Source organism: Ruegeria sp. AB11, assembly GCF_056536325.1.
The window spans coordinates 543,537-558,327 of the sequence record NZ_JBQFJO010000002.1 but is presented as its reverse complement, the minus strand read 5'-3'; the positions used below and the strand labels follow the sequence as shown (position 1 = coordinate 558,327).

The 14,791-nt window shown below is 52.9% G+C and carries 13 protein-coding genes; 4 read left to right on the top strand and 9 right to left on the bottom strand.

What is annotated here, in order from left to right; translation table 11 throughout:
* Nucleotides 1-11: 11 nt before the first annotated feature.
* The 8 genes from ACR3EJ_RS22105 to ACR3EJ_RS22070 all read right to left on the bottom strand — a co-directional run bounded on the left by ACR3EJ_RS22105 (nt 12) and on the right by ACR3EJ_RS22070 (nt 8,384).
* Nucleotides 12-857, bottom strand: coding sequence for a DeoR/GlpR family DNA-binding transcription regulator (locus tag ACR3EJ_RS22105; protein WP_170543789.1), 846 nt, complete (start codon nt 855-857; stop codon nt 12-14).
* A gap of 176 nt (nt 858-1,033) precedes the next feature.
* Nucleotides 1,034-1,873 carry an EamA family transporter gene (locus tag ACR3EJ_RS22100; RefSeq protein WP_170543787.1) on the bottom strand — a complete coding sequence of 280 codons (840 nt, stop codon included), beginning with the start codon at nt 1,871-1,873 and terminating at the stop codon, nt 1,034-1,036.
* A gap of 10 nt (nt 1,874-1,883) precedes the next feature.
* Complete coding sequence (locus tag ACR3EJ_RS22095; RefSeq protein WP_170543785.1) at nt 1,884-3,029, bottom strand: iron-containing alcohol dehydrogenase; 1,146 nt, start codon at nt 3,027-3,029, stop codon at nt 1,884-1,886.
* A gap of 65 nt (nt 3,030-3,094) precedes the next feature.
* The gene (locus ACR3EJ_RS22090) at nt 3,095-4,477 is read right to left on the bottom strand and encodes an aldehyde dehydrogenase family protein (protein WP_170543783.1); all 1,383 of its coding nucleotides are present in this window, start codon (nt 4,475-4,477) and stop codon (nt 3,095-3,097) included.
* Nucleotides 4,478-4,567: 90 nt separating this feature from the next.
* Nucleotides 4,568-5,929: a glutamine synthetase family protein gene (locus tag ACR3EJ_RS22085; protein WP_170543781.1), complete on the bottom strand. Its 1,362-nt coding sequence runs from the start codon at nt 5,927-5,929 to the stop codon at nt 4,568-4,570.
* Complete coding sequence (locus ACR3EJ_RS22080; protein ID WP_170543780.1) at nt 5,914-6,675, bottom strand: N-formylglutamate amidohydrolase; 762 nt, start codon at nt 6,673-6,675, stop codon at nt 5,914-5,916. Before ACR3EJ_RS22080 ends, ACR3EJ_RS22085 begins: the two co-directional genes overlap by 16 nt.
* A 128-nt stretch (nt 6,676-6,803) precedes the next feature.
* Nucleotides 6,804-7,592, bottom strand: a complete 789-nt coding sequence (locus ACR3EJ_RS22075) for an inositol monophosphatase family protein (protein WP_480423552.1) — start codon at nt 7,590-7,592, stop codon at nt 6,804-6,806.
* An 18-nt stretch (nt 7,593-7,610) separates the two neighbouring features.
* Nucleotides 7,611-8,384 (bottom strand): DeoR/GlpR family DNA-binding transcription regulator, encoded by a 774-nt coding sequence (locus ACR3EJ_RS22070; protein ID WP_170543778.1) that lies wholly within the window; start codon nt 8,382-8,384, stop codon nt 7,611-7,613.
* A gap of 216 nt (nt 8,385-8,600) precedes the next feature.
* Between ACR3EJ_RS22070 and ACR3EJ_RS22065 the strand changes: the two genes are divergently transcribed.
* The 4 genes from ACR3EJ_RS22065 (at nt 8,601) to ACR3EJ_RS22050 (ending at nt 13,153) form a co-directional block, all read left to right on the top strand.
* Nucleotides 8,601-10,166, top strand: a complete 1,566-nt coding sequence (locus tag ACR3EJ_RS22065) for a sulfatase-like hydrolase/transferase (protein WP_170543776.1) — start codon at nt 8,601-8,603, stop codon at nt 10,164-10,166.
* A gap of 328 nt (nt 10,167-10,494) precedes the next feature.
* The gene (locus ACR3EJ_RS22060) at nt 10,495-12,066 is read left to right on the top strand and encodes a caspase family protein (RefSeq protein WP_480423550.1); all 1,572 of its coding nucleotides are present in this window, start codon (nt 10,495-10,497) and stop codon (nt 12,064-12,066) included.
* Complete coding sequence (locus ACR3EJ_RS22055) at nt 12,036-12,737, top strand: hypothetical protein (RefSeq protein ID WP_170543772.1); 702 nt, start codon at nt 12,036-12,038, stop codon at nt 12,735-12,737. Before ACR3EJ_RS22060 ends, ACR3EJ_RS22055 begins: the two co-directional genes overlap by 31 nt.
* Nucleotides 12,734-13,153: a hypothetical protein gene (locus ACR3EJ_RS22050; protein WP_170543769.1), complete on the top strand. Its 420-nt coding sequence runs from the start codon at nt 12,734-12,736 to the stop codon at nt 13,151-13,153. Before ACR3EJ_RS22055 ends, ACR3EJ_RS22050 begins: the two co-directional genes overlap by 4 nt.
* Nucleotides 13,154-13,167: 14 nt before the next feature.
* On the opposite strand, the gene ACR3EJ_RS22045 is transcribed toward ACR3EJ_RS22050, so the two are convergent.
* Nucleotides 13,168-14,655, bottom strand: a complete 1,488-nt coding sequence (locus ACR3EJ_RS22045) for a caspase family protein (RefSeq protein ID WP_170543767.1) — start codon at nt 14,653-14,655, stop codon at nt 13,168-13,170.
* Nucleotides 14,656-14,791: the final 136 nt, after the last annotated feature.

The following is a 14,791-nucleotide window of genomic DNA, read 5'->3' as shown; positions in this document are numbered from 1 at the left end:
AGCTCTGTTTCTCAGTTTTCTTCATCTATGGCGGCATTGGCATCATCTGCACTTGCGCCATTGCTGGTTCCATCCCTTTCAGAAGCGACGTGGACCCTGACCCCAGCCTCATGCAGCGCCGAACCAAAGTTGGCGGGTGGGGTAATATCTGTGACCAGATCAGTCACTTGATCAAACCGACAAGCGATATTGGCCGCTCGCGCTCCAAATTTTGTGTTGTCCGTTGCGACAATCGTACGGGCGGTGTTGTCCAAAAGCGCGCGTGTCAGCTCGGCTTCCAGCAGATTCGAGGTCAGCACTCCGCCTTTCAGCGACAAGGCATCGGCACCACAGATAATGGCGTCATAGCTATACTGACACGCCAGTTGCTCGGCGGCACGCCCAAAGCTTCCGCGTTCTGAGCGGATGACTTCGCCTCCGGCAAGAATGGCGCGCGTACCGTTGTGATCTGCCAAAGATGCGATAACCGACAGCGAATTGCTCACTACCAAAAGGTCCTTATGATCGCGAAGTTGTTCTGCAACATGCGTCATGGTCGAGCCTACCGAAACGAATATCACCATTCCGTCTTCGATGATCTGGCTGACCCGATTTGCAATAAGGGTCTTCTCTTTCGCATTATGTTCGAGCGCCCCAGAGAACATTGGCGTGTCCTGAGCTCGCGACAGATACGTCCCTCCGTGAACACGTTCGACCATGTTTTCGCGTGCGAGCGCTTTGACAAGACGGCGAACGGTTTCTTCGGACACATCCATGACCTGGGCGATTTGGGTGTTGCGTGCAGAGCCGCCCAACCGTGCCAACACGTCGAGAAGCTCCCGCCCTCGATGTGGTATGTTTCCACTATCATCGTTCATTTTTTAACTTCGCCATAATTCCATTTATAAATCCACAAAAAAAGTAATAGTTTTGTGACAATTTTGGTTTTTCACAAAAATATATATCTAATTCAAACATAAACGGTCACGCCATCAACTGCCCAACGGGCGAGGCATTACGGCACAAAATGATTGTTGTATTACTTCCTGACAGCTCAGGACGCCAAAGCGATCAATGCCACGCCGACTGCCATAATGATTGCAGCCATGATTCGACGGACCGGGTGACCTTCACCAAGCAGCAAATACCCAATCAGAGCCGCAAATATCACGGATGTTTCCCGCAGAGCCGAAACGGCACCAAGAGGCGCGAAGTTTTTTGCATAGAGGACAAGACCGTAGGCTGTCATCGAAACGAATCCACCCGTGAGCCCGATAACCCATGTCTTAGCAGGTAACTTCAACATCGCCCTGCCACGCCTGATACCTACAAAAGCCGCTATGAAAACATGCAACAGAGAGTGCCAAGCCCAGTACCCAAGCGTATTTTCGGACAGGCGCACTCCGACACCATCGACAAGCGAATAGGCTGAAATACACACACCGGTTCCCAGGGCGAATCCCAATGCCGCTCGGCCAACGCCCTGTCGTAACGCCGCCCAACTGGATAGCTGAATAGCCCCCGCGATCAGCGCTATGCCCAACCACGCTTGTGCGGGTAGCACCTCACCCACAAAAATCATTGCCCAAAGCGAAACCAATGCAGGCACGATGCCGCGCGCAATCGGGTAAACCACGCTGAGATCGCCATGTTTATATGCCTGACCGAGCATATAAAAATACCCGAAGTGGATCACCGTTGATCCCAACAAATACGGCCAGCTTTCAATGGCTGGAAAAGGCAGATAGGTCACCAAGATCAGGCCCGGGAAAACATGCCCAAGCGCGACCAGCCCCAACGTCACTGTTCGGTCACCGGCTGCCTTAACGATCGTATTCCAAGCGGCATGCAAAACTGCCGCCGCAAGGATAATTATGATGATACCCGTGCTCAAATGACGTGTATCAAATCAGCGCATTAAACAGGTGGCGCAAATTTTCGCGCGTCAGTTCCACTGGATTGCCACCACAAGACGGGTCAGTGATCGCCCCTTCCACAAGCGCATCCATCTTGTCTGCGGTTACGCCCATCTCGGACAATTTTCGCGGAATTTCAAAACCGTCATTGAATTCCTGCACAAAGCTCTGAAAGCCCTCAAATCCCCCATCAATACCCAGATAACCGGCCGCCAGATTAAAGCGATCGCGAATGACGTCCGCATTGAACTTGAGAACCTCTGGCATGCACACAGCATTTGTGGTGCCGTGGTGAGTGTTAAAGATCGCGCCGATCGGGTGACTCAAGGCGTGAATAGCACCTAGTCCCTTCTGAAAGGCCGTGGCCCCCATGGCTGCAGCACTCATCATATGGGCCCGTGCCTCAAGGTCCGTACCGTCTGCATAGGCCCGCGGCAAATTGTTGATGACAAGGCGCATGCCTTCCAGTGCAATACCCTGACTCATCGGATGGTAATGTGGCGAGGAGTACGCTTCAACACAATGAGCAAAGGCGTCAAGACCGGTGCCAGCCGTAATGAACTTGGGCATGCCAACGGTCAATTCCGGATCACAAATCACAACCGAGGGCAAAACTTTCGGGTGGAAGATGATTTTTTTGACGTGGGTTTGTGAATTCGTGATGATGCTCGCACGGCCAACTTCAGAACCCGTACCCGCAGTGGTTGGTACCGCAATGATGGGCGCAATTACATCGGCATCCGCACGTGTCCACCAATCGCCCACATCTTCAAAATCCCAGATCGGACGCGTTTGATTGGCGTGGAATGCCACCATCTTACCGAGATCAAGACCGGACCCGCCGCCAAATGCAATGACCCCATCATGGCCACCCTCTTTGTAGGCGTCCACACCCGCCGCCAGATTCAACTCTGATGGGTTCGGATCCACATCAGAAAACAAACCGCGACCAAGACCGTCCGCTTCCAGGATATCGAGCGCGCGTTCCGTGATCGGCAGATTGGCCAAACCTTTATCCGTCACCAATAGCGGGCGTTTTATTCCGAGATCCTTGCAGGCACCCGCCAACTCAGAAATGCGCCCAACGCCAAATTTGATCGCGGTCGGATAAGACCAGTTTCCCGTGATGCTCATTCTCTCACCTATTCAAGTCAAAGGGTGCATGCACCCAACATGTGATGTCTGCGTTGCCACAGAGATTATTTGGTCACCTTTTTCAGGTGATAGCTCTTTGGTCGGGTTAAGTTGTGATAACCAATGACCGACAATCCGCCGCCACGTCCGGTGTTTTTACAACCCGTCCAGCAAAGCCCGGGATCAAGATAATCTGCCCGGTTCAAGAATACCGTGCCTGTCTCGATCCGATCACCTATATGGGCTGCCCGGTCGACGTCCTGCGTCCAAAGACTTGCTGTCAGCCCAAATTCGCTGTCATTCATCAAAGCAACGGCTTCATCGTCTGAAGACACTTTCATGATGCCAACAACTGGGCCAAAACTCTCGTCACGCATGACGCGCATATCATGATTGACGTTTGTCAAAATCTGCGGCGTCAGATACGCGCCACCATCATCTTCGGCAAACAGATCGATATGCGCGACAGCTCCATCTGCGAGAGCCTCTGATATCTGCGCCCGGACTTCTGCAGCAAACCGCAAATTAGCCATTGGCCCGATCGTCGTCTCAGCATCTAAGGGATTGCCAAGCTTGTATCCCTTTACAATCTCGACGGCCTTCTCAACAAATTGATCATAGAGACTTTCATGCACATAGATACGTTCGATGCCGCAACAGCATTGGCCCGAGTTGAACATCGCACCATCGATCAGGGTATCAACCGCAGCGTCCAGATCGGCATCCTCCATCACATAGCCCGGATCTTTTCCTCCAAGCTCGGTCCCGACCCCAGTAAAGGTTCCTGCGGCAGCTCTCTCCATGGCAATACCACCACCGACAGAACCTGTGAAGTTTACAAAATCAAACGCATTGCCTGCGATCAGATCATTGGTCACTTCATGGGTTAGGAAAACATTCTGGAATACGTCTTCCGGCACACCCGCAGAATGAAATGCTTGCGCCATACGTTCCCCGACAATCAGTGTCTGAGTTGCGTGTTTCAGCAAAACCGCATTGCCCGCAATCAGTGCCGGAGCCACCGTGTTGATCGCGGTCATGAACGGATAATTCCAAGGGGCTACAACAAAAACCACACCGTGCGGAACACGCTTTATATAGCGTTTGAAGGTCGCATCCTCGCCCACTTCGATATCAGCAAGGCTTTCCGAGGCAATAGATGCCATGTGGCTGGCGCGTTCATTGAAGCCACCAAACTCGCCACCATAGCGCACCGGGCGGCCCATCATTTTTGCGATTTCAGGAACGATTTCATCATTCATTGCCCCGACAGCGGCAACCCCAGCCATAACCAAATCGATCCGCTCTTGTAGCGGGCGCGAAGCCCATACTGCCTGTGCGCCTCGGGCTCGCTCTGCCGCAGCAAAGGCCTCATCCCGCGACAGAGCCACACGTTCTGCAAATACCGACCCGTCAATCGGTGAGATACATTTCAAAACCTGATCCATGCCAGTTCTCCAGATACAGGGATTCCACCCCGTCTATTCAAAGAATAGTCCCATAAACCCAACGAGCGATGTTCCGAGGGCAATACGGAGCTATGCCCGCTCAAATCCGCGCGCGATCTCGTAGTCAGTCACAACACGTTCAAATTCTTCGATTTCCACCTCAGCAGCACGCACATAGTGGTCGATGGCTTCGTCGCCCAAAGCCGCGCGAAGCATCGTAGATGCGTGTAACGCGTCACGCGCTTGGCGAAGATTACCCGGAATCATCCCGGATTCTCCCTGATATACGTCACCTTTGGTTGGAGCTTGAAGCTCTAGGCCCTGTTCAATACCTGCAATACCTGCTGCAAGCATGCCTGCCATGGCAAGATAGGGGTTCATATCGGAGCCGGGGATCCGGCACTCAATACGAATAGCTTTTGTACCATCGCCACAAAGTCGGTATCCGGCAGTACGATTATCCACCGACCAAATGATGCGGGTCGGTGCAAAAGTACCCTTCATGAAGCGTTTGTAGCTATTGATGTAGGGCGCCATGAAGTAGGTGTAGTCTGGCGCATACTTCAACAAACCGGCGGTATAGGCCTTCATTACTTCAGACATGCCCAAACTGTCGCTTGGATCAAAGAACGCATTTGAACCCTCTTTCCAAAGCGATTGATGAACGTGGGACGAACTTCCTACCTTGTCATGGTGCCATTTCGGCAGAAATGTCGCTGCATGGCCTTGCTGCCACGCGATTTCTTTGACGGCGTGTTTTGCGATTGTGTGATAAGCCGCCGTGTCCAATGCTGAGGCATACTTGATGTTCAGCTCTTCCTGACCGGTCTCTGCTTCACCTTTCGAATTTTCCACCGGAATCCCAGCATTCCACAAATGATTGCGGATCGGGCGCATCACGTGTTCTTCCTTGGTGGTTTGGAATATGTGATAATCTTCGTTGTAACCCGATATCGGCTCCAGATCCCGAAACCCGCTTTTGCGGATTTCATCAAAGTTCTTTTCGAAGAGGAAAAACTCGAGCTCGGTCGCCATCTTCGCATCATATCCAAGCGCATTCAGGCGTTTTACCTGTGATTTAAGCATCGCGCGTGGGGAATGAGGGATCTCCTCATGTGTGTGGTGATCAAGAATGTCACACAGCACGAGTGCCGTACCTTCCAGCCACGGTACCGGCCGTAGCGTGGTCAGATCAGGTTTCATAACATAGTCGCCATAGCCCCGCTCCCAGGAAGTCGAAGCGTAGCCATCCGGCGTTCCCATCTCCAGATCAGTTGCCAGCAGGTAATTGCAACAGTGCGTTTCCTCATAAGCACCCGCAACAAAATGCGCCGCGTGGAAACGTTTCCCCATCAAACGTCCCTGCATATCTGCAAAACAGACCAAAACAGTATCGATGGCGCCGTCTTGCACCTTCGCTTGAAGGTCCTCAAAAGTCATCGTTCCGCCCATGACAACTCCTCCAAATGAGCGATTTCCTTTATGGCAGGTTGAAGAAGCGTCAATAGCTCTTCCGTGATCTCCGCCACATCCTCCGGAGAGCGCATCAGATCATTGCGCACTTCGATCATGACATTCGCCAATCCACGGGACTGGGCGTGCAACCTGAGCGAATGTGTAACCCCATCGCCAGGTCCGTAAGGTTCATTCCGTTCTACCCGACGATGCGAAAGTAGAGTTTTCCGCGCCAGCATCGCGTCGGCCAAGCGACTGTCTTCATCATGCAACAGCCCGATTTCGACCGCACGCTTTACGCCGTAATATATCGGCGTAAAACTGTGTATCGTCACAACCACCGGATCGTTGTTGCGGGCTTCTAAAACGCCTGACACGGCCGCACAGAATGGTCCATAGACAGACTGTATTCTTACATCGCGCTGTGACTGGTTCAGATTCTGATTTCCCGGAACCTCAATCAGCTCGGACCTTTCCGGTATCGCACTTGGCGCATCCGGTGGACGGTTACAGTCGCAAACCAACCGCGAAACCCGCAATAGTATGGCGGGCGCATCCAAGGCGACACTCAAGGCCAATGTAACTTCACGTGCACCCGGATCCCAAACCGCGTGGCTCAACCTGTCTTTTTCGGCAAGGCCCAATTCGTCATAGGCTTCGGGTATTGTGGAACTTGCATGCTCGCACAACAACACGACACGACCCTTGCCATTCGGATTCAATATCTCAACCGGGTCGATCATGCGCCTGCCACCTCCCTGTGCAGATTTGCACCAAGGCTGAACTTTGTGCCAAGACGCACCACATGAACGACAAAAACCATCAGCATCGCCGCGCGCACAAATTCAAATAGAAATCTGCCATTTACCATCTAGCGTCCCTGAGTCATGGCCAATAGCTCGGCATGCAATGCAGGCGTCGCGGCTGATATCACACGACCATCCGAATTCAGATTAAGCGGATTACCATTCCAATCAGTAATCACACCACCGGCAGCTTCAATGACAGCCGCAACCGGAAGAAAATCGTAGGGTTGCAGGTCATAGTCAATAACCGCATCAACGTGCCCCATCGCAACCAGGGCATGGGGATAGCAATCGTAGGCGAACCTTCGGGTTTGCCCGGAATGCATCAAATCTCCGAACAAATCAGGGTGATCACGGTAAATCTTATCTCCTTCATTCACGAAGAATACTGCGTGGCTCAAACTCTCTGTTCCACTGACTGAAACCGACTGGCCATTTAGCATGGCCCCTTGCCCTTTGATACCAAGCAGACATTCATTCAGTGCGGGCATTCCAATCACGCCAAGCAAAGGTTCACCCTTAACAAGCAAACCCAACAAGAAGCCAAATAAAGGATGGCCTGACAGAAACGAACGGGTGCCGTCAATCGGATCGATGATCCAGACATGATCACGATTCAACCCCTCGGCACCCTGTTCTTCACCAAATATTCCATCTTCTGGAAAGTGCTCAGCCAGGTAGGCACGCACGATGGTTTCGACGCCTTTATCTGCCTGAGTCACAGGGCTTTCATCGGTTTTGAATTCAACGCCCAAGCGGCCACGAAAATAACCCCGAGCTGCGTCAGCGGCCAAAGCTGCAATCTGCGTCGCATGCTCTGCATGTGTTTTCCCGTCCGTAGTCGATCTAACCATTTCTGAGGGGCTCAACATTCAATACGATCCATCTGCAATTACTGCTTTGATACCCCAGGCATCCAGTGATTGCGCGAGTGCCTTACCAGGCGCTTTATCGGTCACAATATGACTAATCTGGCGCGGGGCGGGTCCTACAAAGGGCGCAGATTCGCTGATTTTGCCGTGGTCGAATGCAATCAGAATCTGGTCGGCACATTCCGCCACGATCTGCGCAAGCTCTGCCTCTGCATTGCTGTGATACAAAAAGCCTCGGCGTGGTGAAACGGCATCCGTACTGAGGATCGCCATGTCATATACCAGTCGCTGGGCCTGTCTGTGGGTGACGTGACCAAAGGCACCACGCTCATTGGCCTGCATTTCTCCGCCAAGAATATGCACCCGGTTACCATTCACGTTGACCAGTGTCTGGGCCACTCCAATCGAATTGGTAGCGATTGTCAGGTTTTGATGCCGTCGCAGTTCTTCCGCGACAAATGCAGTGGTTGATCCAACATCAAGAAAAAGGGTCATGCCGTCAGAGACTCGAGTACTAACGACATTGGCAATCAGCCGCTTTTCTGTCGGGCGCTGAGTAATGCGCCGAAAAAAGCTGGGGTCGTTCTGTGTGCCTACCAAATAAGCACCACCACGCACGCGGGCCACCATTGCGGTTTTGGAAAGGGACTTGATCGTTCTCCGTACTGTTTCCTCGGAAACGTCGAGCGCTTTCGCCAAATCTGTGTTCCGCGCAGAGCCACCCAGGCGCCTTAGCGCTTCAAGAAGCTCAATTTCTCGGTGCGTCTGCGACATCCGCTTTCCACAATATCCCTCACATTTTCCACGTTATCCCACATGTTTTTACAAATGCAACAATTCTTGCGTCCATATGTTGATTTTTGATGTTTAATGTGGATTTTGACGGGGCGTGCAGCGCATTCTTAGCTCGGCACAAGCAAGTTAGAATCACAACAGCTAGATTCCTGACATCAACTGAGCCGTCGGTCAATTCATCTGGAGCGTCAAACGATGCACGACAAAAGAAACGTCCTTTTTATTATCACCGACCAGATGCGGGCCGATTGTGTGTTTGGTGCGCTGGCGAACCACGTTGATCTACCCCATTTGCGGGCACTGATGAAAGACAGCGTCACCTTCACCCGTCATTTCTCGGTTACAAATCCATGCGGGCCATCGCGAGCATCGCTGCTGACGGGGCAATATGCGATGAACCACCGCTCAGTTCGAAACGGCACGCCTCTTCGCCACGACACGCCTTCGATCGCATCAGAGATGCGCAAGGCAGGCTACCTTCCTATGCTTTTTGGATATACTGACACCTCGCAGGACCCGCGCGTATTTGACACCAATGATCCGGCACTGCGTTCTTACGAGTTTCACCTGCCAGGTTTTCAGGAAATGGTGGAGATGCGCATGGAGATGTCTTTTCCCTGGCGATCACACCTTAAGAACAAAGGATATGTTTTCGACGACTATTTTGATGTTTTTAAACCCGTCTCGCCAACCGGAGACGCCCCGAAACTGAATGATCCTGCGCTCTATGCTGCAGAAGACAGTGACACAGCATTTCTGACTGACCGGTTTCTGGAAACCATGCCGGCTTATGCAGATCAGGACAAAGGATGGTTCGCCCATCTTACTTATCTACGACCACATCCGCCGCTGGTCGCGCCAACCCCTTACAACCAAATGTATGATCCGGCCAAACTGCCGAATCCAACGCGCCATGCTTCAGCACAAGCAGAAGACGCGCTCCATCCGTTCTTCGCACCTGCCAGAGCTAACAGTGCTGTTGAAGGATTTGTTGAAGGCTTCCCCGAACTCGAGCCAACTGACGAGGTCGTCGCGACCCTTCGGTCTATCTATCTGGGCCTCGCAACCGAAGTTGATCACCACATCGGTCGTGTCGTGCAGTTTCTGAAAGACAGCGGCCAATACGACAACACATTGTTGGTAGTCACAGCCGATCATGGCGAGATGCTGGGTGACCATCATAGTTGGGGTAAGATGTCGGTCTATGACGCGGCATACCATACACCCCTGATTGTCAGGATGCCGGGCGGTGTCGAAGGCGCACAGATCTCGAAGCCAACGGAGAGCATCGATATTGTCCCAACGATCCTCGATTGGGTTGGGCAACCAGCTCATGACGCAATGAATGGCATGACTTTGATGCCGTTCCTTGAGGGGAACCTACTTGAGAACTGGCGCAAATATTCTTTCTCTGAGCTCGATTTTGCGGACCCAATCGCGCCAACCCTTTGGCAGAAGACGCTTGGCACGGACATCTCGGACAGCTGTCTTGGAATTCTGCGCGACGATCGGTTCACGCTTGTCCAATTCGGAGCCGACCTACCACCCCTGCTTTTTGACCACAAAGGCAAAGGCGAAATGGAAAACGTCGCAGAACGACCTGAGTTTTCGCAGGTCCTCACCCAAATGACGCAGGAGATGTTACGGCATCGCATGCGCCACATGGACAAAACCTTGTCCAATTGGATGATTACTTCGGACGGGCCCCTCCATCCTTCGCAGCTGGCATCACAAGTGGAAAAGAGTGGGAAAGCCTCTTAATTTTGCCGCGTGGTGCTCAAATGGTAGTAGAGTCAGCAATCTGGCGTGAATTCTTCCATTAGATCAGTCATCGTTTACAGGAATTGCTGCCTCAATGCTGATCTTGCTCAGACCTGGCGTAACAAAAATCATTCTGGAACAACATGAATGCAGAGCTTTCCCCAAGGTTTCTGCTCACTCTGCCCTTTGACGGTACTCTCTTTGATCTCAGCGATTTTTGCGGTCAAAAGAGTTTCAATGGAGCCGATCTATCAGAATAGCTTGCGGGCAAACCAAACCATACAAACTCCAATTGTAAATTTTCAATCTATTGCGCTAACCTAACTGCATGAGCCCGCTCCATCCGGCCAAGCGAACTAGCATTTTTCTCATAATGACGTTCTTGAACGTCTTGTTTTTTGCGACGCAGGTATATGCCCAAGAGCGTGTGGCATTATTAATCGGCAATTCAAACTATGAAGCCCCAGAAATGTCATTGCGCAATCCCGCAAATGACGTCGCAGCCTTGAGCGATGCATTGGAGGAGCTTGGATTTGCCGTCATCCAAGCCACGGATCAGAACGCAAGGGCCATGCAAAGGGCGGTAGAGCAATTCGGCGTCGCAGCGAAGGGTGCTGAGATGGCGGTCTTCTTCTACGCCGGACACGGTGTTCAGATCGGAGGAGAAAACCATCTGATTGGCACAGATTTTGCAGGCAACGATCTATCGGCGCTCAGGCAAAGCTCGATGACCCTAGATTTGGTGCGCGATGTGATGTCCAGGGCCGGACCAGATATCGGGATCTTGCTCTTGGACGCTTGTCGCAACAACCCGTTTACCGAAAGTGGGATGGTCGAAAATGGGTTGGTCAGAATTCGTGGCGGAGCCGGTTTGCTGATCGCTTATGCCACTGACCCCGGCAATGTGGCCTATGATGGATTGGAAGAAAACAGCGTTTTCACCTCGGGTCTTCTCGATCACATTGCGACACCCAATCTGGACGTCCGACTGATGTTGGGTCGCGTACGCCAACAGGTCGTTCTTGAGACAGATGGACGCCAAATTCCCTGGGTCGAGGAATCCGTTCTGGATGAGTACAGCTTTGCGCCGGTTCTGACTGGCAGTGCCCCTAAGGACGAATACACTATTGATCTGGAACATTGGCGGCGCATCGCCTCCAGTTCAGATGCACAGGATTTCGAGGGATACCTAGAGGCCCACCCGGAGGGATTGTTTGCTTCATTTGCGCGCGAAAGGATAGCCGCTCCCCTACCGGAACCAGCAGCTTCGCTGGCGCCGATCAACGCCTCGCTAACCGAAGCCGATCCCTACAAAATTGCCTCGGCATTGGTAGCTCTGGGGTATTTGAATGACCCCCAGACGCGCGATCTAGGCCCGGCATTGGACAATTATCGTAGCCAATTGCCAGAACGCGAAACTGCCTCGGCTGACCGCCTGCTTCAAGACGCGGCGCAAGTGTCGATTTTTCTGGCCACCACCACGCTGCAAAGACTACGCACCGATATTGTGGCGTTGCGCAGCCTGGAACGCACGCTTGGTATCGCCGAAGATGCATTGCGGCAAATCGAGGATATTGCCCGTACCGACGCAAATGCCTTGCCCATTTTGCAACAGGCGCGCAACGACATTTATGATATCTATCGATCGCGCGGAATCATCTTGCGCCGTCTGGACCAAAGCCGAAGCTACTACGAAGAAGTTCTAAATCGCGCTGTCATCTTCTTCCCTCCTGGCATCGATGCGTCAATAATAAGCAAAGCATCGGCACCGCGGGATCTGAACATCGCCGATGCGCGAATGACAAACGACGCAGCTCTTTTTTTGCGGCACGTTTCGCAGGCAGAAGATAGTAGAAAAGGAAGTTACCAATGGCTGACCGATCTCATCCCTCCCGAATAGGTGCTGCACTTGTTGCGGTATCTCTTGCCCTCTCGGCTTGCGGGGATAGCAGTCAGTCCTCGGCCCCTGCGACTGGCTCCACGGGAGCAACACAGGCTGAGGCCGATCTAGCGAAACAGGCCGCGGCGATGCAGAAAACAATCCTGCAAGGTGCCATCGCAGGTGGTGTCACCGGTGGCGCGATCGGATTTGGCCTTGGCGGTAGTGACGATATTGGGACAGGTATTTCAGTTGGCCTCGGGGCGGGTGCCCTGGCCGGAACCTACGTCGCCTTCGTTCAGCGCAACTATGCTGGCCGCGAGGCACGTCTGAGGCAAATCAAAAAAGATCTGGATCGCAATGCCAGTGAAATGCAAACGACGCTGAACGTTATGAACCAGGTTCTTGCGGCGCAAAGAGCCGAACTTGATGCACTGAACGCCAGCGTAGCAGCGGGCACAGCCGATCAGGCGGAGGTCACAAAAGAGCTTGCCGAGGCTAATGGCAATCTTGCTCAGATGGAGCTTGCAATTGACGGAGCTACCAAACGTCAGGCTGAATTCAATGAGGCCCGGAACCTGACGATTAAACGCGGTCAGACCGCCTCACCGATTGACGGAGATTTAGCAGCCCTATCGAACCAGATCACGCAAATGCGCGGGATCGCAAACGATCTGGCATCTTCGCTATGACGATAGGCACAGCAACTCGTTTCGCCGCCCTGCCCTGCCTATTGCTGGCCGGATGTCAGACCACGACCGATCCGGCGGACGGCGGTTTCTTTGCCGGAGTCTCAGGTATCACAACCGGAGCCTATGATGATCGCATCGCTGCTGCCGAGGGGGATGTGGCCACCGCAGAGGCGCGCAACGAAGCCCTCGCCGCGCAAATCCGGAATTCTGAATCCGAATTGGCACAATTGAAGTTGAATATTCTACAACAGCGCGATGCAATCGGAGGGGGCGACGCCGCAACGGCTGCCCGCATCGACCGTGTGCTTAACGACACGCCTACCGGTGCAACCCCGGATGATAAACTGGCTGCATTACAAAAGAGCATCGCTGAAGCCCGCGCCCTGAGTGCCGATCTTGCCAAACTGTCGGGTTGATCCGCCTCAGCGCATTAACCCTGGCACCCACCAAGAGCCCAGCGGCGGAGATTGACCTTTAGGCCACCTCCATAGGGGTGTTGTTTGGTAACATTCCCGGCCTCGGGGCGATTCACGTAGGTCTGTGCCTGATCGCAAAGGGCTTCGGGTGTCCATTGATGGCAATTGGAGCAGTTCTGGTCTTTCCACAACTCGTCCGGCAACCCCTCGATTGGCGGAAATTGTGGCGTGCCCACCACCAGTTGATTGATGGTTTGCCCGCGTACATACGCGTTTCCAAAATCAAGCAGAGAGTCCAGCGTAACCAGTACATCTGCTGACGCATCAACCCCGCCTTGGGGCTCTGACACGTCGGAATCGGGCGCAGTCTTACGTGTCACGGATTCCTGTCCATACCGCAGGGCCGCCAGACGGTCCTCCGCTTTGCTCGAAAACACACCTTCGGGAAAGCTCTGCAAATACACTTCGTAGGCGTGAACGGTATCGTCGGCCAGAGCGAGCTCATACATCAGGCGTTCTGTCTCGTTAGCCTCGGCAACTTCCTCCTGCTGCTCCGGCGCATTCGCTCCAAGCAGCGGGGATGTCCCAAAGGACTCTGCCATAACCGTCTGCAAAAGACTGCTAGCCTCTTCGGCACGCGAACTATTGGGATACGCCCGCATGAAGAGCATGATTTGAACAGGGTCGCGTGTGGTAATCGCTTCCTGCCACAGTTCATCTTCACTTTGATTTTTGGCAATTTGCGTTTGGATCTGCGGTGAGAATGCAAAATCCTGTGTCAAAGACGATGTATCCCAAGGGGTTTGCAGGCCGCGCGTTTCTTGCAGTACGTCAACGCGAACTTTTTTGAACAACTGTTCGATGGCCATGCCCGGTGTTTCGATATGTTCTGCCAGACTGAGTGTGAACGGGCTGTTGCCTTTTTCGCCGTCCAGTGCAACCCCACCGGGATCGGTGGCATAGGCAAGAAAAGTGCCCGTCGGGGCCTTCATCTCGGCCAGGCCATTGTCATCCATGTTCGAAAGACTTTCGAAAGGATTGTTCCGACAAGCGTCAAGAATGACAATATTGGTCTTGTTATGTGCTGATGCCATCTGATGTAGGACAGAACGCGCTTCCACTGCCATCAGATCCAGATCGGCCGGATCACTGAGTGAGATATCGACCGGCAGCAGGTAATTCGAACCAAAGGATTGTACGCCATGTCCGGCATAGTAAAAGAGCCCGACCGCATCTTCACCACTTTGACGCAGGTCGCGGCCAAACTGGGAAATCGCCCTTTTCATCTCAATCTGATTACTGTCCGTCAGATTTCGGACATCAAAGCCAAGGTCAGTGAGCTTTTCCGAAATCAGCTTTGCGTCATTGACCGGATTGTCCAACGGCGAGACTGAACCATAGGCAGAATTCCCAATCACAAGCGCAATACGCGTCTCGGCCCCTACCTGAGCGGCCCATGATATCGATATCATCGCAATCAGAACGTAATAAATGCGAAACACGCCAGATCCTTTGCCACCATCATCCTAGCATATCCGTGACGCCGAGACATCAAGCCAGCTAGAAATTGGTTATATGTGTCTTTTGGCTTTATTATGGCCACGGACTGACATATTCCGATTTGAGTATCAAGCATAG